This window comes from Hydrogenophaga aquatica, assembly GCF_054780915.1.
In genome coordinates, this window is the sequence record NZ_BAAGVK010000018.1 from 20699 (window position 1) to 43710 (window position 23012).

At 64.5% G+C, this 23012-nt stretch carries 24 protein-coding genes; 17 read left to right on the forward strand and 7 right to left on the reverse strand.

The features are described 5' to 3' along the window. Positions 1-40: 40 nt before the first annotated feature. Together ACYVHH_RS14055 and ACYVHH_RS14060 are read left to right on the forward strand one after the other, a co-directional pair. The gene (locus ACYVHH_RS14055) at positions 41-1729 is read left to right on the forward strand and encodes a long-chain-fatty-acid--CoA ligase (protein ID WP_460565816.1); all 1689 of its coding nucleotides are present in this window, start codon (positions 41-43) and stop codon (positions 1727-1729) included. 37 nt (positions 1730-1766) lie between these two features. Next, positions 1767-2519, forward strand: coding sequence for a 5'-methylthioadenosine/adenosylhomocysteine nucleosidase (locus ACYVHH_RS14060; protein WP_460565817.1), 753 nt, complete (start codon positions 1767-1769; stop codon positions 2517-2519). A gap of 9 nt (positions 2520-2528) precedes the next feature. Here ACYVHH_RS14060 and corA read toward each other — a convergent pair whose 3' ends face one another. Continuing rightward, complete coding sequence (gene corA, locus ACYVHH_RS14065; protein WP_460565818.1) at positions 2529-3515, reverse strand: magnesium/cobalt transporter CorA; 987 nt, start codon at positions 3513-3515, stop codon at positions 2529-2531. 205 nt (positions 3516-3720) lie between these two features. Then, on the reverse strand, positions 3721-4950 hold the full coding sequence (locus ACYVHH_RS14070; protein ID WP_460565819.1) for a patatin-like phospholipase family protein: 1230 nt from the start codon (positions 4948-4950) through the stop codon (positions 3721-3723). A gap of 156 nt (positions 4951-5106) precedes the next feature. Here ACYVHH_RS14070 and ACYVHH_RS14075 point away from each other — a divergent pair, with 156 nt between their 5' ends. From ACYVHH_RS14075 to hprK, 4 genes are all read left to right on the forward strand, one after another. Continuing rightward, positions 5107-6345 (forward strand): MFS transporter, encoded by a 1239-nt coding sequence (locus ACYVHH_RS14075; RefSeq protein ID WP_460565820.1) that lies wholly within the window; start codon positions 5107-5109, stop codon positions 6343-6345. Between the two features lie 168 nt (positions 6346-6513). After that, positions 6514-6846, forward strand: a complete 333-nt coding sequence (gene hpf, locus ACYVHH_RS14080) for a ribosome hibernation-promoting factor, HPF/YfiA family (protein WP_460565821.1) — start codon at positions 6514-6516, stop codon at positions 6844-6846. Positions 6847-6975: 129 nt separating this feature from the next. Further along, entirely contained in the window at positions 6976-7446 is a 471-nt protein-coding gene (locus tag ACYVHH_RS14085; RefSeq protein ID WP_460565822.1) for a PTS sugar transporter subunit IIA, read from the forward strand. A gap of 38 nt (positions 7447-7484) precedes the next feature. Further along, complete coding sequence (gene hprK / locus ACYVHH_RS14090; RefSeq protein ID WP_460565823.1) at positions 7485-8438, forward strand: HPr(Ser) kinase/phosphatase; 954 nt, start codon at positions 7485-7487, stop codon at positions 8436-8438. 7 nt (positions 8439-8445) lie between these two features. On the opposite strand, the gene ACYVHH_RS14095 is transcribed toward hprK, so the two are convergent. After that, on the reverse strand, positions 8446-8832 hold the full coding sequence (locus tag ACYVHH_RS14095; protein WP_460565824.1) for a winged helix-turn-helix transcriptional regulator: 387 nt from the start codon (positions 8830-8832) through the stop codon (positions 8446-8448). Positions 8833-8947: 115 nt separating this feature from the next. Here ACYVHH_RS14095 and ACYVHH_RS14100 point away from each other — a divergent pair, with 115 nt between their 5' ends. Further along, positions 8948-9856, forward strand: a complete 909-nt coding sequence (locus tag ACYVHH_RS14100) for an SDR family oxidoreductase (RefSeq protein ID WP_460565825.1) — start codon at positions 8948-8950, stop codon at positions 9854-9856. A 10-nt stretch (positions 9857-9866) separates the two neighbouring features. On the opposite strand, the gene fur is transcribed toward ACYVHH_RS14100, so the two are convergent. After that, complete coding sequence (gene fur / locus ACYVHH_RS14105) at positions 9867-10301, reverse strand: ferric iron uptake transcriptional regulator (protein WP_460565826.1); 435 nt, start codon at positions 10299-10301, stop codon at positions 9867-9869. A 153-nt stretch (positions 10302-10454) separates the two neighbouring features. Between fur and ACYVHH_RS14110 the strand changes: the two genes are divergently transcribed. From ACYVHH_RS14110 to ACYVHH_RS14125, 4 genes are read left to right on the forward strand one after another with little or no spacing between them, the layout of a single operon-like run. After that, positions 10455-11033 (forward strand): outer membrane protein assembly factor BamE, encoded by a 579-nt coding sequence (locus ACYVHH_RS14110; RefSeq protein WP_460565827.1) that lies wholly within the window; start codon positions 10455-10457, stop codon positions 11031-11033. 6 nt (positions 11034-11039) lie between these two features. Next, positions 11040-11855, forward strand: a complete 816-nt coding sequence (gene dapB, locus ACYVHH_RS14115; protein WP_460565828.1) for a 4-hydroxy-tetrahydrodipicolinate reductase — start codon at positions 11040-11042, stop codon at positions 11853-11855. Between the two features lie 20 nt (positions 11856-11875). After that, positions 11876-14602 (forward strand): leucine--tRNA ligase, encoded by a 2727-nt coding sequence (leuS, locus tag ACYVHH_RS14120; RefSeq protein WP_460565829.1) that lies wholly within the window; start codon positions 11876-11878, stop codon positions 14600-14602. A gap of 23 nt (positions 14603-14625) precedes the next feature. Next, positions 14626-15177 (forward strand): LPS-assembly lipoprotein LptE, encoded by a 552-nt coding sequence (locus ACYVHH_RS14125; protein ID WP_460565830.1) that lies wholly within the window; start codon positions 14626-14628, stop codon positions 15175-15177. Here the strand turns inward: ACYVHH_RS14125 and ACYVHH_RS14130 are convergent. Then, positions 15143-15481 carry a DUF2917 domain-containing protein gene (locus ACYVHH_RS14130; RefSeq protein WP_460565831.1) on the reverse strand — a complete coding sequence of 113 codons (339 nt, stop codon included), beginning with the start codon at positions 15479-15481 and terminating at the stop codon, positions 15143-15145. The genes ACYVHH_RS14125 and ACYVHH_RS14130 overlap by 35 nt on opposite strands. A gap of 182 nt (positions 15482-15663) precedes the next feature. Here ACYVHH_RS14130 and ACYVHH_RS14135 point away from each other — a divergent pair, with 182 nt between their 5' ends. The 4 genes from ACYVHH_RS14135 (at position 15664) to ACYVHH_RS14150 (ending at position 19400) form a co-directional block, all read left to right on the forward strand. Next, the gene (locus tag ACYVHH_RS14135) at positions 15664-17130 is read left to right on the forward strand and encodes an aminotransferase-like domain-containing protein (protein ID WP_460565832.1); all 1467 of its coding nucleotides are present in this window, start codon (positions 15664-15666) and stop codon (positions 17128-17130) included. A 313-nt stretch (positions 17131-17443) separates the two neighbouring features. Beyond that, complete coding sequence (locus ACYVHH_RS14140; RefSeq protein ID WP_460565833.1) at positions 17444-18106, forward strand: outer membrane beta-barrel protein; 663 nt, start codon at positions 17444-17446, stop codon at positions 18104-18106. Positions 18107-18379: 273 nt separating this feature from the next. Further along, positions 18380-18775, forward strand: a complete 396-nt coding sequence (locus tag ACYVHH_RS14145) for a hypothetical protein (protein WP_460565834.1) — start codon at positions 18380-18382, stop codon at positions 18773-18775. Positions 18776-18935: 160 nt separating this feature from the next. Beyond that, a complete protein-coding gene (locus ACYVHH_RS14150; protein WP_460565835.1) occupies positions 18936-19400 on the forward strand; it encodes a hypothetical protein in 465 nt (154 codons plus the stop codon). Positions 19401-19427: 27 nt separating this feature from the next. Here ACYVHH_RS14150 and rocF read toward each other — a convergent pair whose 3' ends face one another. Both rocF and ACYVHH_RS14160 read right to left on the reverse strand, forming a co-directional pair. Continuing rightward, complete coding sequence (gene rocF / locus ACYVHH_RS14155) at positions 19428-20363, reverse strand: arginase (protein WP_460565836.1); 936 nt, start codon at positions 20361-20363, stop codon at positions 19428-19430. 73 nt (positions 20364-20436) lie between these two features. After that, a complete protein-coding gene (locus ACYVHH_RS14160) occupies positions 20437-21507 on the reverse strand; it encodes an ornithine cyclodeaminase (RefSeq protein ID WP_460565837.1) in 1071 nt (356 codons plus the stop codon). 159 nt (positions 21508-21666) lie between these two features. Between ACYVHH_RS14160 and ACYVHH_RS14165 the strand changes: the two genes are divergently transcribed. Both ACYVHH_RS14165 and ACYVHH_RS14170 read left to right on the forward strand, forming a co-directional pair. Next, positions 21667-22089: an Lrp/AsnC family transcriptional regulator gene (locus tag ACYVHH_RS14165; protein WP_460565838.1), complete on the forward strand. Its 423-nt coding sequence runs from the start codon at positions 21667-21669 to the stop codon at positions 22087-22089. Between the two features lie 107 nt (positions 22090-22196). Next, on the forward strand, positions 22197-22988 hold the full coding sequence (locus ACYVHH_RS14170; RefSeq protein ID WP_460565839.1) for an MBL fold metallo-hydrolase: 792 nt from the start codon (positions 22197-22199) through the stop codon (positions 22986-22988). The last annotated feature ends 24 nt before the right edge of the window (positions 22989-23012 follow it).

The window sequence follows — 23012 nt, forward strand, 5'->3', positions numbered from 1 at the left end:
CCGCCACCCTATGTCGATAAACACAACAATGGAGCCAAGCATGACCGTGACCGCCGCTGACAAACCCTGGCTGAGCGCCTACCCTGCCGGGGTGCCTGCGGAGATCGACCCCGCCCAGTACCGTTCGCTGGTCGATCTGATGGAGGAAAGCTTTCGCAAGTACCAGGGGCGCACGGCCTACAGCTTCCTAGGCAAGGACTTCAGCTACGACGAGACGGACCGCGCATCGCGCGCCATGGCCGCCTATCTGCAGAGCAGGGGCCTGGCTCGCGGTGACCGCGTGGCCGTGATGATGCCCAACATGCCCCAGTACCCGATCGTGGTGGCGGCCATCCTCAGGGCGGGCTTCGTCGTGGTCAACGTCAATCCCCTGTACACGCCGCGTGAGCTTGAGCACCAGCTGAAGGACTCCGGTGCCAAGGTCATCTTCATCATCGAAAACTTCGCTGCCACGCTGGAGCAGTGCATTGCGCAGACGCCGGTCAAGCATGTGGTGCTCACCGCCATGGGCGACATGCTGGGGTTCGTCAAGGGCAGCATCGTCAATGCCGTGGTGCGCCACGTGAAGAAGCTGGTGCCGGCCTACCGCCTGCCCGCGGCAGTGCGTTTCAACGACGCCCTGCTCAAGGGAGAACGCCTGCCCTTTGCCGCCCCTGAGATCCGCCCGGACGACGTAGCGCTGCTGCAGTACACCGGCGGCACCACCGGGGTGAGCAAGGGGGCGGTGCTGCAGCACCGCAACGTCATCGCCAACGTGCTGCAGTCCGAGGCCTGGAACGACCCGGTCATGAAGCGGATCCCGGCGACCGAGCAGTCCACCAGCGTCTGTGCCTTGCCGCTGTACCACATCTTCGCCTTCACCGTGAACATGATGCTGAGCATGCGCAACGGGGGCAAGACCATCCTCATTCCCAACCCGCGCGACCTGCCTGCGGTGCTCAAGGAGTTGAGCAAGCACACCTTCCACAGCTTCCCCGCGGTCAACACGCTGTTCAATGCCCTGCTCAACCACCCGGACTTCGATACCGTCAACTGGCGCAACCTGAAGGTCTCGGTGGGAGGCGGCATGGCGGTACAGGCGGCGGTGGCCAAGAAATGGCTGGAGGCCACGGGCTGCCCCATCTGCGAAGGGTACGGCTTGTCGGAGACCAGCCCCTCGGCAAGCTGCAATCCCGTCACCAACAGCGAGTTCACCGGGACCATCGGCGTGCCGCTGCCCAGTACCCTGATGATCTGCATCGACGATGACGGCAGGGAAGTTCCCATTGGCCAGCCCGGAGAGATCGCCATCAAGGGCCCGCAGGTGATGGCGGGTTACTGGCAGCGGCCGGACGAGACGGCCAAGGTCATGACCGCCGACGGTTGGTTCAAGACCGGCGACATCGGTGTGATGGATGAGCGCGGCTACTTCAAGATTGTCGACCGCAAGAAGGACATGATCCTGGTCAGCGGCTTCAACGTCTACCCCAACGAGGTGGAAGATGTGGTGGCGCAGCTCGACGGCGTGCTTGAATGCGCGGTGGTGGGTGTGCCAGACCAGCATTCCGGCGAAGCCGTGAAGTTGATCGTCGTCAAGAAAGACCCGCTGTTGACCGAGGAACATGTGCGAGACTATTGCAAGTCCCGCCTGACGGGGTACAAGCAGCCCAAGGTCGTGGAGTTCCGCGACGAGCTGCCCAAGACACCCGTCGGCAAGATCCTGCGCAGGGAGTTGCGCGACAAGAAGTGACCGCTGTCGGGCGCGGTCGTCATGGGAGTTCACCTGAATGAGCCGAATTGCCATCATCAGCGCGGTGCACGAGGAGCTTGCCGAGATCCTCTCTCTCATGCCCGACGAGCGCAAGATTGAAGTTGCCGGGCGCGCCTTCTGGCAAGGGCACCTGCAGGGGCACGAGGTGGTGGCTGTGCTTTCGGGCATCGGCAAGGTGGCTGCGGCCACCACCGCCACCGCGCTGCTGGAGCGGTTCGAGCCGCAGCACGTCATATTCACCGGCGTGGCTGGCGGGCTGGCCTTGGGTGTGGAGGTGGGTGACATCGTGGTTGGAACGGCCTTCGTGCAGCACGACATGAACGCCGCGCCGCTGTTCCCCCGCTGGGAGATGCCTGGCTACGGCCGTTCCCGCCTGGAGGCGGACTTGGCCTTGGCCCAGGTGCTGCACGAGTCAGCCCGCGACGCCGTGACCTGGCTGCCCAAACTGCTGGATGAGGCGACCCTGCGTGTGTTTGGCCTGCATTCGCCAAGCGTGCACAGGGGCGAGATCGTCACGGGCGACCGGTTCGTTGCCACGGCGGCCGAAAGCAGCGCCTTGCGCGCGGACCTGCCCGAGGCCTTGGCGGTGGACATGGAGAGCGCAGCCGTGGCGCAGGTGTGCTGCGACTACGGCGTGCCTTTCGGGGCCGTGCGCACCGTGTCAGACCGCGCTGACGACGAAGCCCACGTCGACTTCCAGCACTTCCTGCAACAGGTGGCGCGCCATTACAGCGCGCGCATCGTGCGCAAGGCGCTCAACCTGCTTTGACGTGCCCGCTCACTTGAGCCAGCCGCGCTTGCGGAAGTAGACCATCGGCACCACGGCCGACAGCACCATCAGCGCGATGGCAAAGGGGTAGCCGAACTTCCATTCCAGCTCGGGCATGAACTGGAAGTTCATGCCGTAGCTGCTGGCCACCAGCGTGGGCGGCAGCAGCGACACGCTGGCCACCGAGAAGATCTTGATGATCTTGTTCTGGTTGATGTTGATGAAACCGATGGTGGCATCCATCAGGAAGTTGATCTTGTCGAACATGAAGGCCGTGTGGCTGTCCAGCGAGTCCAGGTCGCGCAGGATCTGGCGTGCGTCCTCGAACTGTTCGGCGCTGAGCAGCCGCGTGCGCATCATGAAACTCACCGCACGGCGCGTGTCCATCATGTTGCGGCGAATCCGGCCCGACATGTCCTCGTGCCGGGCGATGGCGGCCAGCACCTCCGAGGCGATCTCGTCGGTCACCTGGCCCGACAGCACCTTGCCGCTGATGCGTTCCAGGTCATCGTAGATGTCTTCCACCGTGTCGGCGCAGTACTCGGCGTCGGTGTCGAACAGGCTCAGCAGCACGTCCTTGGCGTCCTTGATGAGGCCGGGCATGCGGCGCGCCCGCAGGCGCAGCAGGCGGAACACGGGCACGTCCTCGTCGTGGATGGAGAACAGCACGCCGTGGCTCTTGAGCTTGTCGTTGTGCTCGTTGAGGATGAAGGCCACGCGCACGTGCCGCGGGTTTTCCTCGTCATCGATGAGGAAGTCGCTGCGCACATGCAGTTCGCCGTTGTCCTCTTCGAAGAAGCGGGCCGATTCCTCGATGTCCTCGTCCATCGCGTCTTCGGGGATGCTCAGGCCAAAGTGCTGGCGCACCCAACGGCGCTCTTCAGGCGTGGGCGATTCAAGGTCCACCCAGATGGGCTTGAAGCGGGCGAGTTCCTCCAGGGATTCGATTTCTTCCTGGAACAGGCGGCCATTGGCCAGGGTGAAGACGTTGAGCATGAGACGCTTCCTGATCGCGATACAGAGGGCGGTGGCGACGCGTGTCGCCTGAGGGCGGTGAGGGTGCTTTCAGCCGCTGGCCGCTCCGGTCGGGCCCGTGCTCGGGCGGATCAGGAAGGTCTGGCCGGCGCTGAAAGCACGCAACTAGGGCTGCTTTCCACGTGGGGCTCCGGAATGTTTTGAACGCAGCGATTATCGCACCAGCTCATGACGCCCGCATGTCAAAAAACGCCAGAAGATCGGTTTGCCGCAGCATGGCATCGCGTTCGCCGCAGTCGATGAGGGCGTTGATGAACGCGGGTTCGAAGAGCAGGTAGCTGGCCAGGGCGGCCCCGCTGCTGCGGCCGGTGCGGCGGGTTTCAAGCGCGCCCAAGCCCGCCAGGGTGTCCCTGGTGGCCCTGGGGAGCGCTTCCACGTGTTTCAAGGCCAGCTCGTCCAGGGAAATGCTGGGCTGTATGGCCAGGACGTTCAGCCTGCGGTAGGGCAGGGCCTGCGCCACCTCCGGCGGCAGTTGTTCGAGCGTGCGGCTCACGCGCTGCGCCTGCTCCACATCGGCTTGCAAGGTGTCGTGAAACACGCTGGCCAGTGCGTGTCCGGCGATGGTGCCGGCGGTGGGGTCCTCGGTGGCAGGGCCCGTGGTCATTCCAGCCCTTTGGGCCTGCCCGGCACCTATGACCAGCAAGTCGCTGGCACCCAGCTGGAGCGCGGGTGACAGGGGTGAGAGCTGACGCATCGAGCCGTCGCCAAAAAACTCCTTGTGGCCATCTACCCACAGTGGCACGGCCGGGAACAGGAAGGGGATGGCGCTGGAGGCCATGAGGTGCTCGATGGTGATGGTCTGCATCGAGGCTCGCCGCCCGGGGCGCCGCCACGGGGCGGTGGTGTCATCCTGGGCGGTCTGGCAGAAGGTCCAGTGCTCACCGCTGGTGTAGCTGGACGCGGTGACGGCCAGCGCTGTCAGCGCGCGCTCCTGCAGAGCAGTATCGATGCGGTCCAGGTGGACGTGCCGGTGCAGGGTGTCCACCAGGGGGAGGGTGTCGAGCAGGGCGCGGTGCTGCCGCACCTGGCGCATCAGCGTGAGGCCGGACGTCAGGAGGTTGGGCCAGGGCCAGGCAGGCGCCCGCAGCCGGTACACCTGGTGCGAATGCAGCTGGCGCCAAAACCCGGTGAGTGCGTCAAACGCCTGCAGGCCCTGTGTGGCCAGGCTGGCCAGGTAGGTGGCGTTGAGTGCGCCAGCCGAGGTGCCGAGCAGAATCTGGAAGGGAAACGCAGCAGGCGGGGCGCCATGGGCCTGGAGCAGGCGCGCCAGGCCCTTGAGCACGCCCACCTGGTAGGCCGTTCTGGCGCCGCCGCCCATGAGCACGAGTGCGCGCATGCCCTCCCGGTTCGCGGGCAGCGGGCTGAAGGTGGTGGTGAAGAGCGTGTCAAGGGTCATGTCAACCTCCAAGGGGCGGTTCCGAGGCGGCGGAGAAGCCCAGGCGCGGGGTGCCAGGCACGGCAGCTGCGGGAATCTTCGTGGCGGGGCGCGCAGAAACCTTGGTTGCCACAGGGTGTGGGGGCACGGTTACATTTGACAATTCTGATCAATGCCATGACCGATACCTTGCCCCCCTCCTCTGCCTCACGGCGCGAGATGCTGTTGCTGCTCACGCTGGCAGGCGTCCAGTTCACCCACATTCTCGACTTCATGATCATGATGCCCCTCGGGCCGCAGCTGACGCGGCTCTTCGGCGTCAGCGACGCGCAGTTTGGTCTTCTTGTGTCGGCGTACACATTCGCTGCGGGGGCGTCGGGGCTGGCGGCCAGCACCTACCTCGACCGCTTCGATCGCAAGCGTCTGCTGCTCGTACTCTACCTCCTGTTCGCCCTGGCCACGCTGGCCTGCGGCCTGGCGCCCACCTACGGCTTCCTGATGGGTGCTCGGGTGGCGGCAGGCCTGTTCGGGGGCGTGTTGACAGCGTTGTGCCAGACCATCGTTGCCGACGCCGTGCCGTTCGAGCGGCGGGGCCGGGCGATGGGTGTGGTGATGTCGTCGTTCTCGGTGTCCACGGTGGCCGGTGTGCCGCTGAGCCTGTGGATCGCCTCGACATGGGGCTGGAACTGGCCTTTCATTGCGATAGCGGCGCTGAGCGGGCTCTTTGCCCTGGGGGCGTTCTACAGCCTGCCGGTCCTGCGCACGCACCTTGAAGGCGAACGCGCCGGCACTTGGCAAGGCATTGCGCGGGTGCTGCGCGAGCCCAACCACCTGCGTGCGCTGCTGTTCACCGCGTTGATGATGTTCACCGGGTTCACGGTCATTCCCTACATCACCATCTACCTGCAGGCCAACGTGGGCCTGACCGATGCGCAGATTCCCTGGCTCTACCTGAGCGGCGGGCTCGCCACGCTGGTGACCGCGCGGCTGGTGGGGCGGCTGGCAGACCGCCTTGGCAAGGTTCGGGTGTTCTCCTGGCTGGCCGTGGCGCTGGCGTTTCCGCTGGTGGGCATTACCGTGCTGCCCGTGGTGCCGGTGTGGGTGGTGCTGCTGGTGTCCACGGCCATGTTCGTGCTGATGAGCGGGCGCATGATCCCGGGGATGGCGCTGGTCACCTCGGCGGCGGACCCGGCCTTGCGCGGCACGTTCATGGCTTTCAGTTCGGCCGTGCAGTCAGCCGCAATGGGGGTTGCGGCCTTCGTTGGCGGGCACATCATCCAGCGCGACGCGGCGGGCCTGGTGCGTCATTACTGGGTGGCCGCGCTGGTCGGGGTGGCCGCGAGCCTGTTGAGCATCCTGGTGGTCCGCACCCTCCGGTTGCATGGCGCCCCGGGTGTTCACCGCGGCGCAGCTTGACGTGGCGCAAAACCCCGCGAAATAGCCGCCCGGCGAGGTCGTCTTTGCTGCACTGCACGCTTGCCCGTCCAGTGGGAAGAGGGCATAGTTGAGTCAAAATGGTTTCCCGTGGGTTGGGTGTCCACAACGGATGCCTGCCCTGTTTCCCCAGAGCAAAGGAGGCTCTTCATGAACCTGACGATCAGCGGTCATCACCTCGACATCACTCCCGCGCTGCGAACTTACGTGACCAGCAAGCTGGACCGCATCTCACGCCACTTTGATCAGGTGGTGGACATCAAGGTCCTGCTGACTGTGGACAAGCTCACCGAGAAGGATCTCCGCCAGAAAGCCGAGTGCAATATCCATGTGAAGGGAAAGGACATTTTTGCGGAAAGCTCCCACTTTGACCTCTACGCCGCCGTGGACGAGCTGGCCGACAAGCTCGACCGCCAGGTGCTGCGTTACAAGGACAAGGTGCAGGATCACCACCACGAAACCGCCAAGCGCGAACTCCAGTGAGCTTCGCCTGACGGCAGCCAACCATGCTGCATTGCAACAAGCCGCAGACTTTGTCAAGCGGCTTGTTTTTTTTGTGCACTAGCAAGATTGGCGCAGATGGGCATAATTTGCGCTCCGTGAGGCTGTCATATGAACCGACTTTCTGCCATTTTGCCTGCTGAACAGGTGCTGGTTGCCGTTGATGCCACAAGCAAGAAACGTGCATTTGAAGAAGCAGGCCTGCTCTTTGAATCCCTGCACGGGCTCAACCGTGCGCTGATCACCGACAGCCTGTTTGCCCGTGAGCGACTGGGCTCGACCGGCCTTGGGCATGGCGTTGCCATTCCCCATGGCCGCATCAAGGGGCTCAAGCAGCCCCTGGCCGCTGTGTTCCAGCTGGCCAACCCGATCGGGTTCGATGCGCCGGACGAGCAACCCGTGCGCCTGATGATCTTCCTGCTGGTGCCGGAAGCCGCTACCCAGAAGCACCTGGAAATCCTCTCCGAGATTGCCGAGTTGCTGAGCGACAGCGCGTTGCGCGAGCAGATGAAGGTCTGCGCTGTGGCAAGCGAATTGCACCAGCTCATCGCCAACTGGCAGTCGGCGCACGCCGCCGCCTGACGCGGCCGCATCTCAGGGGGCCGGGCTCCCGGCTTTGAATGAAACCCACCGCCGTCGTCAACGCAGACGTCCTGTTCGAGGACCACCGGGAAACCCTCAAGTGGCACTGGGCGGCCGGGCAGAGCGCGTCCGAGCGCCGCTTCGACGACAAGGCGATCAGCGAGGCGCGCTCCGGTGCCGACCTCGTGGGCTACCTCAACTACATCCACCCTTACCGGGTGCAGGTGCTGGGTTCGCGCGAGGTCGCCTACCTGACCAATTCCACGGTCGAGGACTGCCGCCGCCGGGTGTCGCGCATCGTGGTGCTGGAACCCCCCGTGCTGGTGGTGGCCGACGACCAGGTGCCGCCTGCCGAACTCATGGCCATGTGCGAGCGTGCGCACATTCCGCTGTTCACCACGGCTGATTCGGCGGCCTTCGTCATCGACGTGCTGCGCGCCTATCTCTCGCGCCATTTCGCGGAACGCACCACGCTGCATGGGGTGTTCATGGACATCCTTGGCCTGGGCGTGCTCATCACCGGTGAGTCCGGCCTGGGCAAGAGCGAGCTGGGGCTGGAACTGATCTCGCGTGGTCATGGGCTGGTGGCCGACGACGCCGTGGACTTCCACCGCGTCAACCAGACCACGCTGGAAGGGCGTTGTCCCGACCTGCTGCAGAACCTGCTGGAGGTGCGCGGCATTGGCCTGCTGGACATCAAGGCCATCTTTGGCGAAACCGCCGTGCGCCGCAAGATGCGCCTGCGCCTGATCGTGCACCTGGTCCGCAAGGAGACCATGGAGCGCGACTACGACCGCCTGCCGCACGAGCCGCTCTACCAGGACGTGCTCGGTGTGGCGGTGCGCAAGGCCGTGATCCAGGTGGTGGCTGGCCGCAACATGGCTGTGCTGGTCGAAGCCGCTGTGCGCAACACCATCCTGCAGCTGCGTGGCATCGACACCTACCAGGATTTCGTGCAGCGCCAGCGTGACGCCATGATCCGGGGCCACTGAAGCTGGGTCAGAGAGCCTCCGCCCGCTGCGGGGGCACATAGGCGGCGCGGGCCTGCCGCACCTGTTCGTGGTGTTCGGTGGCCCAGGCTTCCAGGCCGCGCAGCGGCTTGAGGAAAGAAGACCCCAGCGGCGTGAGCGTGTATTCCACCTTGGGGGGTACCGTGGGGTGCACCGTGCGTGACACCAGGCCGTCCTGCTCCAGGCGCCGCAAGGTCTGGGCAAGCATGCGTTGCGAAATGTCGTCTATGCGCGCTTTCAGCGCCGAAAATCGCAGCGTCCCGCCTTCTTCCAGTACCAGCAGCACCAGCATGCTCCAGCGGTCGCCAAGCCGGTCCAGCACGTCGCGAACGGGGCAGCGGTCGGCGTAGGGGGCTCTGGACTTGTGAAGATTCATCGTTGCTTCCTTGGTTACTGCGCGGTCACCTGGTGACTGTGCGCACATCTCTTGCGGGTGCGCGTGCGCCCCGACATCATAGGCAACTCGATTCTTTTTTGAAAGTGAGTTCCTGATGAATACCAAAGATCACAGCAACGGCAAACTCCTGGTCACGGGCGCGGCCGGCCACCTGGGCCAGCGCGTCGTGCACCATCTGCTCCAGACCCTGGGTGTGCCGGCGCAGCGCCTCATCGTGACCACCCGTCAACCGGCCAAACTGGCAAACTTGGCGGCCTTGGGGGTGGAGGTGCGCGCCGCTGACTTCGATGATGCAAACACCCTGGCACAGGCATTTCAGGGAGCGGGTCGCTTGCTGATCATCAGCACCGACGCCCTGGACGCGCCTGGGCGACGCCTGGCGCAGCACCGCAATGCCATTCAGGCGGCCGAAGCGGCGGGCGTGCGTCACGTGGTCTACACGTCCATGCCGTTGCCCCACGGTTCGCCCCTGCTGATCGCCCCCGACCATGCTGGCACCGAAGACGCCCTGGCGGCCAGCGCCCTGCCGGGCTGGACGGTGCTGCGCAACCATTGGTATTTCGAGAACCTGTTCATGACTCTGCCCAACGTGTTGCCCAGCGGGAAGTGGTATTCGGCTGCAGGCGACGGGCGGGTGGCGCACATTGCCCGTGACGACCTGGCGCTGGCCGCGGCCACCGCGCTGGCGGGCAGCGAAGGCGGCAAGACCACCTGGACCCTGAGCGGCGCGACGGCTTATTCCACCGCCGAAATGGCCGCGCTCATTGCCAAAGCCGTCGGGCAGCCCATCGAGGTGGTGCCTGTGCCGCTGGAAGGGCTGGTGCAGGGGATGGTGGGAGCGGGGCTGCCCGAGCCGCTGGCGCGCGTGTTCGCATCCTTTGACACGAACACGGCCGCTGGCAGGGTGGCCGAAGTGACGGGGGACTTTGAGCGTTTGACCGGCAAGCAGCCCCAGGCTTTCGAGGCGTGGCTGGAGGCAGCCGCCCCGGCACTCAAGGGTTGAACAAAGGCCCTCAGCGCCTCGGCTGGCGGTGGGGGCAGTCCGCCTTCACGCAGTTCGCGTAAAGCGACAGGGCGTGTTCCTGCAGGGCGAAGCCCCGTTCCTCGGCAATGCGCTGCTGGCGCTTCTCGATCTCGGGGTCGTAGAACTCTTCCACCCGGCCGCAATCCAGGCACACCAAGTGGTCGTGGTGCTTGCCTTCGTTCAGCTCGTACACGGCCTTGCCGGACTCGAAGTTGCTGCGGATGAGCAGTCCGGCCTGTTCAAACTGGGTCAGCACGCGGTAGACGGTTGCCAGGCCAATGTCGGAGCGCTCCTCCAGCAGGACGCGGAACACGTCTTCCGCCGTCATGTGGCGCTGCTTGCCTCCCTGAAAGATTTCCAGGATCTTCAGGCGGGGCAGTGTGGCCTTGAGTCCTGTGCTTTTGAGTTCGTCGATATTGGTCATGGTGGTCCCGTGGGCGATGTCCGCCCCCGCTGGGGCTGGTCACGCACCCGCCGTGTGTGCAGGGCCGCGCCAGGCCCCAAGGGCTACAATGCCCCGGATGATATAACCTTGCGCCTCTGCGCGCATGTTCCGTCCCCCCAAGACCGCTACGCCATGATGTTCAATTCCTCTTTGTCGCGCACCAGGTCTGCGGGCGCCGCCTTTCTGGCCGTGGCCGCTCTTGTGGCATTGTCCGGCTGTTCCAGCCTTCAGAACGTGGGTACTTCCGTGAGCACGCTGGGCGGGCTCATCACGCCCTACAAGATCGACATCGTTCAGGGCAACGTCGTCACCCGCGAACAGGTCGAGGCGCTGCAGCCCGGCATGCCGCGCGAACAGGTGCGCAACATCCTGGGCACGCCGCTGCTGGCCAGCGTGTTCCACGCCGACCGCTGGGATTACGTCTTCACCTTCCGCCGCCAGGGGCAGGAGCCGCAGCAGCGCAAGGTGGCCGTGTTCTTCAAGGGTGCGGTCATGGATCGCGTGGAGGCCGACGAACTGCCGTCCGAGGCAGAGTTCGTCGCCTCGCTCGACGTGCGGCGCAAACCCGGCAAGCCGCCCGTGCTTGAAGCCTCCGAGGAAGAGCTGAAAGCCTTCCAGGCCAAGAACGCCGCGGCACCCGCTGGCAGCACCGCGCCCGCAGCCCCCGTGGCCGCCCCCCAGACCAGCTACCCGCCGCTGGAATCCCGCTGACCACCCATGAGCACTGAAACCCTCCATCGCGTCTGCATTGCAGGCGCCAGCGGCCGCATGGGCCGCATGCTGATCGAAGCTGTGCAGGCAGCCGACGACTGCGCCCTGAGCGGCGCGCTCGACCTGCCGCACAGCCCGGCCCTGGGGCAGGACGCCGCCGCCTTCCTCGGGCAGGCCAGCGGCGTGGCCATAGCGGCCGATCTGGACGCCGCGCTGTCGCAAAGCCGCTTCCTCATCGACTTCACCCGCCCCGAAGGCACGATGAACCACCTGCGCGCCTGCGTGAAGCACGGCGTGAAGCTGGTCATCGGCACCACGGGATTCTCTGAAGAGCAGAAGGCCGAGATCGCCGAGGCATCGAAGCACATCGCCATCATGATGGCGCCCAACATGAGCGTGGGCGTGAACGTGACGATGAAGCTGCTGGAAATGGCCGCCAAGGCCCTGTCCACCGGCTACGACATCGAGATCGTCGAGGCACACCACCGCCACAAGGTGGACGCCCCCAGCGGCACCGCGCTGAAGATGGGCGAGGTGATTGCCGATGCGCTGGGCCGCGACCTGAAGGATTGCGCCGTGTACGAGCGCTACGGCCACACCGGCGAACGCGACCCGTCCACCATCGGCTTTGCCACCGTCCGCGGCGGTGACGTGGTGGGCGACCACACCGTCATGTTCCTGGGCACCGGCGAGCGCATCGAGATCACTCACAAGTCCAGCAGCCGCGCCACCTATGCCCAGGGCAGCCTGCGCGCCGTGCGCTTCCTGGCGGGTAAGGCCAATGGCCTGTACGACATGTTCGACGTGCTGAACCTGCGTTGAGCCCTTAGTTACCGTAGACCATGCAAGACAAATACACCCCCCAGGACGTGGAGCGCGCCGCCCACGCCCATTGGATCGCCCGTGACGCCTACCGCGTGACCGAGGACGCACGCGACAGCCAGGGTCAGCCCAAGCCCAAGTACTACGCCTGCTCCATGCTGCCGTACCCCAGCGGCAAGCTGCACATGGGCCACGTGCGCAACTACACCATCAACGACATGCTCACGCGCCAGCTGCGCATGCAGGGCTACAACGTGTTGATGCCCATGGGCTGGGACGCCTTCGGCCTGCCGGCCGAGAACGCCGCGCTGAAGAACAAGGTGCCGCCCGCCAAGTGGACCTACGAAAACATCGCCTACATGAAGAAGCAGATGCAGGCGATGGGGCTGGCCATCGACTGGAGCCGCGAGGTGGCCACCTGCTCGCCCGAGTACTACAAGTGGAACCAATGGCTGTTCCTGAAGATGCTGGAAAAGGGCATTGCCTACCGCAAGACCCAGGTGGTGAACTGGGACCCGGTGGACCAGACCGTGCTGGCCAACGAGCAGGTGATCGACGGGCGCGGCTGGCGCACTGGCGCGCTGGTGGAAAAGCGCGAGATCCCCGGCTACTACCTGAACATCACCGCCTACGCCGACGAGCTGCTGCAGCACGTGCAGCTGGGCAACGACCAGGCCACGCTGGACGGCTGGCCCGACAAGGTGCGGCTGATGCAGGAGAACTGGATCGGCAAGAGCGAAGGCGTGCGTTTCGCCTTCACACACGACATCAAAGGCGCTGATGGCGCGCTGATCGGTGACGGCAAGATGTACGTGTTCACCACGCGCGCCGACACCATCATGGGCGTGACCTTCTGCGCCGTGGCGCCGGAGCACCCGCTGGCCACGCACGCGGCGGCGTCCAACCCTGAGCTGGCCGCCTTCATCGAGGAGTGCAAGAAGGGCGGCACCACCGAGGCCGAGCTGGCGACGCAAGAGAAGAAGGGCATGCCCACGGGCCTGACCGTGGTGCACCCGCTGACGGGCTCATCGGTGCCGGTGTGGGTGGGCAACTATGTGCTCATGAGCTACGGCGACGGCGCCGTCATGGGCGTGCCCGCGCACGACGAGCGTGACTTCGCGTTTGCGCTGAAGTACGGCATCGAGATCAAGCAGGTGGTGGGCGGCGCGGACCTGACTTTCGACGCGACCTGCTGGCAGGACTGGTACGCCGACAAGACCGGTGCGCAGGTGTGCGTGAACTCCGGCGTGCTCGACGGCCTGGCCTACAAGGCCGCCGTGGACAAGGTGGCCGAGCTGCTGGCCGCCAAGGGTCTGGGCGAGAAGAAGACCACTTTCCGCCTGCGCGACTGGGGCGTGAGCCGCCAGCGCTACTGGGGCACGCCCATTCCCATCATCCATTGCGACGAGCACGGATCGGTGCCGGTGCCCGAGAAGGACCTGCCCGTGGTGCTGCCGGAAGACTGCGTGCCGGACGGCAGCGGCAACCCGCTGGTCAAGCACGAGGGCTTCCACGCGGGCGTGACCTGCCCCATCTGCGGCAAGGCTGGCCGGCGCGAGACCGACACCATGGACACCTTCGTGGACTCGTCCTGGTACTTCATGCGCTACTGCGACCCCACCAACGCCGACGCCATGGTGGCCGAAGGCACGCAGTACTGGATGCCGATGGACCAGTACATCGGTGGCATCGAACACGCCATCCTGCACCTGCTGTACGCGCGCTTCTGGACCAAGGTCATGCGCGATCTGGGCTTGGTCAAGGTGGACGAACCCTTCAAGCGCCTGCTCACGCAGGGCATGGTGCTCAACCACATCTATTCCCGCCGCACCGCCAAGGGCGGCAAGGAATACTTCTGGCCGCACGACGTGGAACACGTGTTCGACGAGGCGGGCAAGATCGTGGGCGCCAAGCTGAAGAATGAAGTGGACAGTGCCGATGGCCGCCTGCCGGTGGGCACGCCGATTGACTACGAGGGCGTGGGCACCATGTCCAAGTCCAAGAACAACGGCGTGGACCCGCAGGACCTGATCGAGAAGTACGGTGCCGATACGGCACGCCTGTACACCATGTTCACCGCGCCACCCGAGGCCACGCTGGAGTGGAACGACGCGGCCGTGGAAGGCAGCTACCGCTTCCTGCGCCGGGTGTGGAACTTCGGGCACAAGCTGGCGCAGGCCGACTGGGCGCGTGCAGACGCGTCTGTCAGCGGTGTGTCCAGCATCAACGACATTGCCTTCGGCAAGACGGCCAAGGCGCTGCGCCGCGAGATCCACACTGTGCTGAAGCAGGTGGATTACGACTACCAGCGCATGCAGTACAACACCGTCGTGTCGGGCTGCATGAAGATGCTGAACGCACTGGAGGATTTCCAGGCCACCGACGAAACCGGCGCGGGTGTTGCGCTGATCGAGGGCTTCGGCATCCTCCTGCGCTGCCTGTACCCGGCCACGCCGCACATCACCCACGCGCTGTGGGCGGAACTGGGCTACGCCGGTTCGCTGGGTGACCTGCTGGATGCCCCCTGGCCCCAGGTGGACCCGCAGGCGCTGGTGCAGGACGAGATCGAGCTGATGCTGCAGATCAACGGCAAGCTGCGCGGCTCCATCTTCGTGCCCGCCGCCGCCGACAAGGCAGCCATCGAAGCCGCCGCCGTGGCCAGCGAGCCCGTGCAGAAGCAGGCCAACGGCGCTGCACCCAAGAAGGTGGTGGTGGTGCCGGGCCGTCTCGTCAACGTGGTGCTTTGACACAAGTCTTGAAGGGAATGCCCATGCGAACCGCTCACCGCCCTGACCCCGCCCGCCGCGCCCAGCTGCGCTGGCTGGCGCTGACCGGGGTGGCGGGTGTGTTGGCGGGTTGCGGCTTTCGCCTGCAGGGCCATGGCGTGAAGATGGCTTTCAGCACGCTGCGGCTCAATGGCATGGGCGACAGTGCTGTGCTACAGGACTTGCGTGCCCAACTACGCGCCAGCGGCGTGCAGGTGTTTGACGCCAGCACGCCCGTGGTTCCCGGGGCCGCGGCTGTGCAACCTGACGTGGTGCTGGACGTGCTGCAGGACCAGCGCGAGCGTGTGGTCGTGGGCAGCACGGCCGCTGGCCAGGTGCGGGAGCTGCAGCTGCGCGTGCGCTGGACCTTCCGCCTGCGTACTCCGCGTGGCAAGGAGCTCATCGCCCCGCAGGAAATGCTGCTGGAGCGCGACCTGAGCTTCACCGAAACCCAGGTGCTGGGCAAGGAAATGGAAGAAGCCCTGCTTTACCGCGACATGGAGACCGATGTGGTCCGCCAGGTCATGCGGCGGCTGGCTTCCGTGAAGGGCTTGTGAGCCGGCGAGTGCGCGACGGGGCATCCTGGCGCACACGTTCGGTGGCCTGTAGGGGCAGTACTGCCACCGTTACCGGCTCCACCACGTAGCGCGCGATGCAACCGCCTTCGGCCTGGGCCACCACATGCCCGGGGCTGTCCAGTGTCAGGCTGTGACCAGCGCTCAGAAAATGGTCGTCGGGCCGGCCCGACTGTGTCACCCACAAACGCCCGGCGATCACGCGCAGCCTCTGGCCGCGTCCGGGTGCCAGCGTCAGCGTCTGGCCTGCGTCAAGGGCGTGGATGGTCTGTGGCAGCGGTGTCATGGTGTTCTCCTGTGTTGGGGTTCCACTGTCCTTGTTTCGCGCCGGGGTGCACAGACACAGGCGTGAGCGAAGTCATCCACGCAGGCGGCACACAGGTGCCTGCTGTACGGGACGAACCTGTGGCCATCTGTACTGCCTGCGGAGCACACAAAACGCAAGGTGTCCGGCACAATGGTTCACACATGACCCTTGAAACCGTTGCCCCCTCGCCACCCCTGTACGCGCAGATCGCCCACCGCATGGCGCACCTGATCGACGGCCAAGTGTTCAAGGTCGGGCAGCGTCTGCCTTCGGTGCGCGACCTGGCGGCGCAGAACGGGGTGTCGGTGTCCACCGCCGTGCAGGCCCTGCAGTGGTTGGAGGAGCGCCGCCTGGTGACGGCACGTCCCAAGGCGGGCTACTTCGTGGCGCCGCGTGGCAAGAGTCCGGCCCTGCCCGCAGTGAGCCGGCCGCCGCGCCACAGCCTGGTGGTGGAACGGCGCTACCGCACCGAATTGCTGGGCGAACCGTTTGCCGAGTGCACGCAGGTGAGCTTTGGCGGGGCCTGCCCCAAGGACCCGACCTTCTTCGACGACGACCGCGTGCGCGTGGCGCTGACGCGTGCCGCCCGCGTGCACCGCCACAGCCTGATCGAGTACACCGACTCGGCCGGTACGGCCGCCTTGCGCGCGGCCGTCGCCCGGCGCGCCCTGCACCTAGGCTGCCAACTGCAGGCGGACGACATCGTCATCACCTCCAGCTGCATGCACGCCGTGACCCTGTGCCTGCGTGCGGTGACGCAACCTGGGGACGTGGTCGCGCTGGAGTCGCCTACGCATTTCGGCTTCCTGGACCTGCTGGAGTCCTTGAGCCTGAGGGCCCTGGAAATACCCACGCATCCCCGCCACGGCTTGTCGCTGGAGGCGCTGCAATTGGCGCTGGACACCCAGCCGGTGAAGGCTGTGCTGACCGTGCCCACGTTGTCCAACCCGCTCGGGGCGGTGATGCGCCACGCCGACAAGCGGGCCCTGGTCGAACTGCTGGCACAGCGGCGCATTCCGCTGATCGAGGACGTGGTGTTCAACGACCTGCTGGCCAACGACGAGCGGCGCAAGGCCGTGAAGGCCTTTGACACCGATGGCGGTGTGATGGTGTGCGGTTCGTTTTCCAAGACGGTGGCGCCAGGCCTGCGCCTGGGCTGGGTGGCGCCGGGCCGCTGGAAGGATGCGGTCACCAGCCTCAAGCGTGTGCAGGGCGGCACCACCAACGTTGTGCTGGAACAGGCACTGGCCGATCTGCTTTCGCAGGGCGGTTACGAAACACGCATGCGCCGCCTCAGCACCCTGATGCGTGAGCGGCTGGCCGAGGCGCGTGCGCTGATCAACGACACCTTCCCGCGTGGCACGCGGGTCAGTGCGCCCGTGTCGGGTTACACGCTGTGGGTGGAGTTGCCCGAGCACTTGGACTCGATGGCGCTGTTTCGCCGTTGCTCGGCGGAGGGCATCACCTTCGGCCCTGGGGCGCTGTTTTCGGCGAGCGACCGCTTTCAGCACTGCCTGCGGCTGAGCTTCGCCGGGCCTTGGGGCGAGGTGGAGCGCCGCGCACTGGCGCGCGTGGGGGAGCTGGCGCAGAGCCTGTGTGCAGAGGCTTGCGCCTTGGAGGCCGATTGACGATGCGCGGGCATCTCACCTGACGCACATCTGCAGATGCCGGACGGGCTTTTGCGGGTGACCGATGCCCGTAGTCGGCGCGACATAGTCGTACTCCCGAGCTATGGGGCGGCAGATTGTTCGCATTCCACAACAGTTAAGTCCGGTAAAAACCTTGTTCTGTGCGTGATGCACAGATCAATTCCGTGATGTTTAGTGCCGATTGATTGATGTATGCCGGGGTGCCTCCCCTAAACAGGGGATGTCCGGCAATGCCTTACCTGCGAAGAATGAGTGTGGACATATTTCAATCCGCCAATAGGAGCTACACCCAATGACACTCAAACCCACCCTTGCGCTCGGCTTGGCCACGCTGGCTGTTGCCACGTACTTGCCCATCAACGCTCAGGCCGAAAGCAACTGGTACTTGCTGGGCGCTACCGGCGTAACCAATACCAGTGGACGAACAGCTCAGTCCGACGCGGCCGTCAGCACCCTGGGTGCCGTCGCATTCACTTCTCAGGGCGACGAAGCAGACCGTGGACACAAGCTGCAACTCGGCTACCGCTTCAGCCCCAGTCTGGTCGTGGAGGGCGGCTACATGGATCTGGGCCGCTTCACCTATTCAGCAGACATGCCGACGGTGGCTACGCGCGCAGGTAACCTGAAGATGAACGCATGGAACCTGAACATGATTGGCACCTACCCGCTGGGTTCGCAGCTCAGCCTGTTTGGCAAGCTGGGCATAGCCGCGCACCGCACCAAGTTCCATTGCGAAGGTACGGGCATTGCCTGTGTCAACCCCAGCCGTAAGGCCAGTGGCACATCGCTGCACTACGGGGTGGGTGTGGAGTGGGCCTTCAGCCCCAACTGGTTCGCCCGGGCCGAATACGAGGTTGTCAGAAAAGTGGGCGACGCCTTCAACGCAGGTGGAACCACAGGCACCAGTCAGGCCGACGTAAAACTGGGCAGCATCGGTATTGGGTACCGGTTCTGACTGATGCGGTGATTGTCTGGCAGGCGCCCGAAGGCGCCGTCGGACGCCATCGCCTGCAGTATTGGTGGTCTCGAATCTTTTCAATGACCCCGACTTCGGTTCACGGAGCTGTGGTCTCTGAATTGCCCTCACTTTTGGTCAGCCATTGAATTGGCCAATGGATATGTCTGTTGTGTGGTCTGCGGTGGGTGCCCGATGGGAGTCGGGGGAGATATTGACTGGCACATGGTCGTTGTATATGTTTTTTAAGCGTGCCTACTTGATATAGGGGATATGATGTTGAAAAAAGCTTGTGCATTTATTTCTTGTGCTCTTTTTTTGGCCGCCTGTACAACGCCATTGCCGAAATACAAAAATCCCCATCCATCCGCAGAAGATGCACACCTGACTTTTGAGTCGGACTTTGAGTACCACACATTCTTCTCGGTAAATATCCGAAACACAGCTGACGCCTGCGGACGATTTGAGTCTGCAGGCTACTTGTTGAAGGTTGATTCGATATTTATCTTTGATAAACCAAATAAGGAAGTTAGCATCACCGTTCCTTCCCAGCAAATGGTCGAATCGATGCCAATCACAGCTTTAGTGACCCAACGTACAGATCCAGTTGTCATCCAAAGCCAGTATTCTTTTTCGCTGAGCCTCGTCAGACATATATCGTTCGCATGAACCGAGTTATTGAAAGCGTGAAGAGGAACGGGGATAGGAATGGTTTTTGTTATGTGACGGTGGAAAAGTTGGGGGATGACAAGCTTCGTGCCAAAATTACCTCTGTGACCTCTTCCATGTGCAATCAATAACGGCTCGGCGTACAGTAGATGGATTCAAAATGAATATAAACCGACGTTTGGCAGTTCTTCTGATAGCACTTCTCCCTCTTCTCTTTGCTCTTTCCGGTTGTGCCAACGCGCCTGCAGCAGGCCGGGCGAGTCAGGACAAGTTCATTCGGGCGGTGTTGTCGCAGTACGGTCAGGTTGATTTGCGCATCATGCAGATACCGACGGCATCGAATGCCATTGCCAACGGCATTCTGAGCGCATCGCTCAAAGCCAGTTGCGACAGCGAGGCCGTGGCCACTCTGAGGCGCCAGTTGAGCGGGACGACACCTCTGCACCTTAGCGTCTTCGCTGATCACGCACAGGTCCGGGCGGCCACGCTTACCTGCGCTCTGCGGACTGCCAAGGTTGGGGCCCGGCACTTTGTGTATGTGGAAGAGTCGTTCCCCGAAGCGGATGCATTGCGACCGCTGGCAGAAGGGGCCGGTGTCGAGGTCCGATGGGTCAAGCTGCTCTAAGCCGGAGGGCATGGGCACTTACGCCACTCACCCCGCCCGCTGCCGCATCAGCGTGCTCTTGCCGAACAGGCTCTCGATCAGGTCCACCGCCAGCTGTGCAGTCTTGTTGCGCACGTCCAGCGCGGGGTTGAGTTCCATCACGTCCAGGCTGGCCAGGCGGCCGGTGTCGGCGATCATCTCCATGCACAGCTGCGCTTCGCGGTAGGTGGGGCCGCCGGGTACGGTGGTGCCCACGCCGGGGGCGATCTCGGGGTCGAGGAAGTCGACGTCGAAGCTCACGTGCAGGTGGGTGTCGGCGTCCAGCCCGGCCAGGGCGCGCTCCATGGTCTGGCGCATGCCCACTTCGTCGATGTAGCGCATGTCGAACACTTCCAGCCCCTGTTCGTGCACGAAGCGTTTTTCGCCTTCGTCCACGCTGCGGATGCCGATCTGGCGGATTTGCCCAGGTTGCAGCGCGGGGGCGTGCCCGGCAATGTGGGTGAGCTGGCGCGGCCCGAAGCCGCACAGGCATGCCACCGGCATGCCATGGATGTTGCCGCTGGGCGTGAGCGAGCTGGTGTTGAAGTCGGCATGGGCGTCGAGCCAGAGCACGCGCAGCTCCTTGCCGGTGCGGCGGCAGTGCTCGGCCACGGCAGCAATGCTGCCCAGGCCCAGGCTGTGGTCGCCGCCCAGCAGGATGGGCATGTGGCCTGCGTCCAGCGCGTTTTGAACAGCCCCGAAAACGGCGTTGTTCCACGCGACCACCTCGTCCAGGTGGCGGTAGCCTTCCACCGGTGGCTGCCAGGGGTTGGGCGGGCCAGCCAGGTTGCCGCTGTCGTGCACCACCAGTCCGTGTCCTTCCAGCGCGGCCTTGAGGCCCGCCACGCGCAGAGCTTCTGGGCCCATGGACGCACCGCGTGTGCCAGCGCCCACATCGGTGGGGGCGCCTATCAGCCGGGCAATGGTGGGTGGCTGTGCGCTCATTGGTGCACCCTTCGGCCTGCGGCCTGTCCCGCCGAGCGGGAGCGAGCTTGCCTGCGGCGGCCCGGCGCGGCGCTCATGCGGGCACCGCCTGCGCCAAACCCGTGGTGGCAGCTTGCCCGCTCAGCAGGCCAAAGAGGTCTTTCGGATCTTGCATCTGCGGGATCAGGTCGATGGTCTGCGCCAGGCGCGGGTGTTCCTGCAGCAGCGCGTACAGCGTCCGCAGGGCAGAAAAGTCCTCCAGCGCAAAGCCCACGGAGTCGAACACCGTGACTTCATGTTCATGGGTGCGTGCCGGCGCGCGGCCCTGCAGGATGCTGGCGAACTCGGTCACGGGGAAATCCTGCGCCATCTGCTGGATCTCGCCTTCGATGCGGGACTGGGGTTCAAACTCCACCACCACTCGCGTGTCGCCGCGCAGCAGGATCTCAGGGTGCAGCTCGGTTTTGCCCGGGCAGTCGCCGCCCACGGCGTTGATGTGCATCCCGGGCTCGATCATGCCCGGCAGCAGGATGGTGGCGTTGCGCTTGTCGGCGGTGACGGTGGTGACGATATCGGCACCGCGCACGGCCTCTGCGGTGTCGCGGCAGCGCACCACGGTCAGTCCGGGCAGGTTCAGCGCCTGCAGGTTGCGGGCCAGCTTGTCGGTGGCGCGTGCGTCGGTGTCGAACAAGCGCAGCTCGTTGATGCCCATGAGGTGGTGGAAAGCCAGTGCCTGGAACTCGCTTTGTGCACCGTTGCCAATGAGGGCCATGGAACGGCTGCCAGGGCGGGCCAGGTGGCGTGCCGCCAGCACCGACATGGCGGCGGTGCGCAGGGCGGTGGTGAGCGTGAGTTCCGACACCAGCAGCGGGTAGCCGGTATCCACGTCGGCCAGCACCCCGAACGCCGTGACCGTGAGCAGGCCTTCGGCGGTGTTCTTGGGGTGGCCGTTGACGTATTTGAAGCAGTACATGTGCCCGTCGCTGGTGGGCATGAGTTCGATCACGCCCACGTTGGAGTGTATGGCGTGGCGGGCGGACTTGTCGAACGCGTCCCAGCGTCGGTAGTCGGCCTCCATCTCGCGCACCAGGCGCTCCAGGAAGGGGGCAAAGCCCACCTGCGCGACCAGCTGGCGCACGCTGTTGACGCCCAGATAGTTGACCATGGTTGTTCTCCGAATCTTTGGCCAAAGGCCGTGTTTGCCTTCATGTGCGAAGGCCTGAAGGCATTGTCTGGGACCGTGGCGCCAATGAAAAGACAGAAAACTGTGCAATTCTTGGGCAATAAGCAGCAAAATGGCAGTCTTAAGTAGCTAAGTGACCAAATGGACGACCTGGACCGCCAACTGATTGCCGAACTGCGTGACAACGCGCGCCTGCCTGTGGCCACACTGGCGCAGCGGTTGAAGGTGTCGCGTGGCACGGTGCAAAACCGCCTGAACAAGCTGGAAGCCGATGGCACCATCGTGGGTTACACGGTGCGGCTCAAGCCCCAGGTGCAGGCCCAGCGCATCCGCGCGTGGATGACGGTGGCCGTGGAGGGCAACCGCACCGATCTGGTGCTCAAGGCCCTGCGTGGCGACCCGGCCGTGGGTGCCTTGCACACCACCAACGGCCGTTGGGACATCGTGGCCGAACTTGTGGCAGATTCGCTGGAGCACTTTGACCAGGTGCTCGGGCGCATCCGCTTGCTGGAGGGCATCTCCAACACCGAGACCAGCCTGCTGTTGTCCACGGTCAAACTGTAACGGCCGGTTACCTGCGGAGCATTCTGTGCAGATGGTGCGTGCCAGTTGCCCAGAATTCGCTAACATTGTCATATCCGATTGTTGACTCCCTCGTGGGAGGGTCGCGCATGCAGATCAAGATCCTTGGTTGTTCCGGTGCCATTGCCCAGCATGCGCGAACCACGTCGTTCCTGCTGGATGAACACATCCTCATCGATGCAGGCACGGGCGTGGGTGACTTGTCGGTGGAGGAAATGGCGCGCATCGAGCACGTCTTTCTGACCCACTCGCACCTGGACCATGTGGCGGCCCTGCCGCTGATGCTGGACACGATCTCCGGGCTGATCCAGCGCCCGCTGGTGGCACATGCCCTGCCCGAGACGATCGAAGCGTTGCGCACGCACATCTTCAACAGCACCATCTGGCCAGACTTCTCCGCGATTCCTTCGCGTGAGAACCCCTTTCTGCGTTTCGAGCCCCTGCAGATCGGCGACGTGGTGAATGTGTCGGGCCACCAGGTGGAGGTGCTGCCCGCCTTGCACACCGTGCCCGCCGTGGGGTATGCCGTGGATACACCGGCCGGGCAATGGGTGTTCAGCGGCGACACCAGTCTGTGCCCCGCATTCTGGACGCGAGTCAACCAGATGCAGGTGGCGATGCTGGTGATCGAGACGGCATTCAGCGAGCGCGAGCTGGACCTGGCGTTGCGAAGCAAGCACCTGAGCCCCAGCCTGCTGAGCGAAGCGCTCGCACACTTTGATGCTGAGCGGTTTGCCGGGGTGCCGGTCGGCATCACCCACACCAAGCCCGCCGAACACGCCCTCATCGAGATGGAGTTGTCGGAACTGGGGCTGGAGGACCGGTACAACATCGTCTGGCTGGAGGCTGGCCAGGTGTTCGATCTCTGCGCACCGCGTTAGCCTGGCAGTTGGCACGGAGAGTGC

What these genes read in the sequence shown, in the direction of transcription:
- ACYVHH_RS14085 (WP_460565822.1), top strand. Translation starts at nt 6,976, where the DNA reads ATGAACCGACTTTCTGCCATTTTGCCTGCTGAACAGGTGCTGGTTGCC.
- leuS (WP_460565829.1), top strand. Translation starts at nt 11,876, where the DNA reads ATGCAAGACAAATACACCCCCCAGGACGTGGAGCGCGCCGCCCACGCC.
- hprK (WP_460565823.1), top strand. Translation starts at nt 7,485, where the DNA reads ATGAAACCCACCGCCGTCGTCAACGCAGACGTCCTGTTCGAGGACCAC.
- hpf (WP_460565821.1), top strand. Translation starts at nt 6,514, where the DNA reads ATGAACCTGACGATCAGCGGTCATCACCTCGACATCACTCCCGCGCTG.
- ACYVHH_RS14160 (WP_460565837.1), bottom strand. Translation starts at nt 21,507, where the DNA reads ATGGTCAACTATCTGGGCGTCAACAGCGTGCGCCAGCTGGTCGCGCAG.
- ACYVHH_RS14095 (WP_460565824.1), bottom strand. Translation starts at nt 8,832, where the DNA reads ATGAATCTTCACAAGTCCAGAGCCCCCTACGCCGACCGCTGCCCCGTT.
- ACYVHH_RS14135 (WP_460565832.1), top strand. Translation starts at nt 15,664, where the DNA reads ATGACCCTTGAAACCGTTGCCCCCTCGCCACCCCTGTACGCGCAGATC.
- ACYVHH_RS14100 (WP_460565825.1), top strand. Translation starts at nt 8,948, where the DNA reads ATGAATACCAAAGATCACAGCAACGGCAAACTCCTGGTCACGGGCGCG.
- ACYVHH_RS14145 (WP_460565834.1), top strand. Translation starts at nt 18,380, where the DNA reads ATGATGTTGAAAAAAGCTTGTGCATTTATTTCTTGTGCTCTTTTTTTG.
- ACYVHH_RS14055 (WP_460565816.1), top strand. Translation starts at nt 41, where the DNA reads ATGACCGTGACCGCCGCTGACAAACCCTGGCTGAGCGCCTACCCTGCC.
- ACYVHH_RS14060 (WP_460565817.1), top strand. Translation starts at nt 1,767, where the DNA reads ATGAGCCGAATTGCCATCATCAGCGCGGTGCACGAGGAGCTTGCCGAG.
- ACYVHH_RS14170 (WP_460565839.1), top strand. Translation starts at nt 22,197, where the DNA reads ATGCAGATCAAGATCCTTGGTTGTTCCGGTGCCATTGCCCAGCATGCG.
- ACYVHH_RS14165 (WP_460565838.1), top strand. Translation starts at nt 21,667, where the DNA reads ATGGACGACCTGGACCGCCAACTGATTGCCGAACTGCGTGACAACGCG.
- ACYVHH_RS14130 (WP_460565831.1), bottom strand. Translation starts at nt 15,481, where the DNA reads ATGACACCGCTGCCACAGACCATCCACGCCCTTGACGCAGGCCAGACG.
- ACYVHH_RS14070 (WP_460565819.1), bottom strand. Translation starts at nt 4,950, where the DNA reads ATGACCCTTGACACGCTCTTCACCACCACCTTCAGCCCGCTGCCCGCG.
- ACYVHH_RS14150 (WP_460565835.1), top strand. Translation starts at nt 18,936, where the DNA reads ATGAATATAAACCGACGTTTGGCAGTTCTTCTGATAGCACTTCTCCCT.
- fur (WP_460565826.1), bottom strand. Translation starts at nt 10,301, where the DNA reads ATGACCAATATCGACGAACTCAAAAGCACAGGACTCAAGGCCACACTG.
- dapB (WP_460565828.1), top strand. Translation starts at nt 11,040, where the DNA reads ATGAGCACTGAAACCCTCCATCGCGTCTGCATTGCAGGCGCCAGCGGC.
- corA (WP_460565818.1), bottom strand. Translation starts at nt 3,515, where the DNA reads ATGCTCAACGTCTTCACCCTGGCCAATGGCCGCCTGTTCCAGGAAGAA.
- ACYVHH_RS14075 (WP_460565820.1), top strand. Translation starts at nt 5,107, where the DNA reads ATGACCGATACCTTGCCCCCCTCCTCTGCCTCACGGCGCGAGATGCTG.
- ACYVHH_RS14125 (WP_460565830.1), top strand. Translation starts at nt 14,626, where the DNA reads ATGCGAACCGCTCACCGCCCTGACCCCGCCCGCCGCGCCCAGCTGCGC.
- ACYVHH_RS14110 (WP_460565827.1), top strand. Translation starts at nt 10,455, where the DNA reads ATGATGTTCAATTCCTCTTTGTCGCGCACCAGGTCTGCGGGCGCCGCC.
- ACYVHH_RS14140 (WP_460565833.1), top strand. Translation starts at nt 17,444, where the DNA reads ATGACACTCAAACCCACCCTTGCGCTCGGCTTGGCCACGCTGGCTGTT.
- rocF (WP_460565836.1), bottom strand. Translation starts at nt 20,363, where the DNA reads ATGAGCGCACAGCCACCCACCATTGCCCGGCTGATAGGCGCCCCCACC.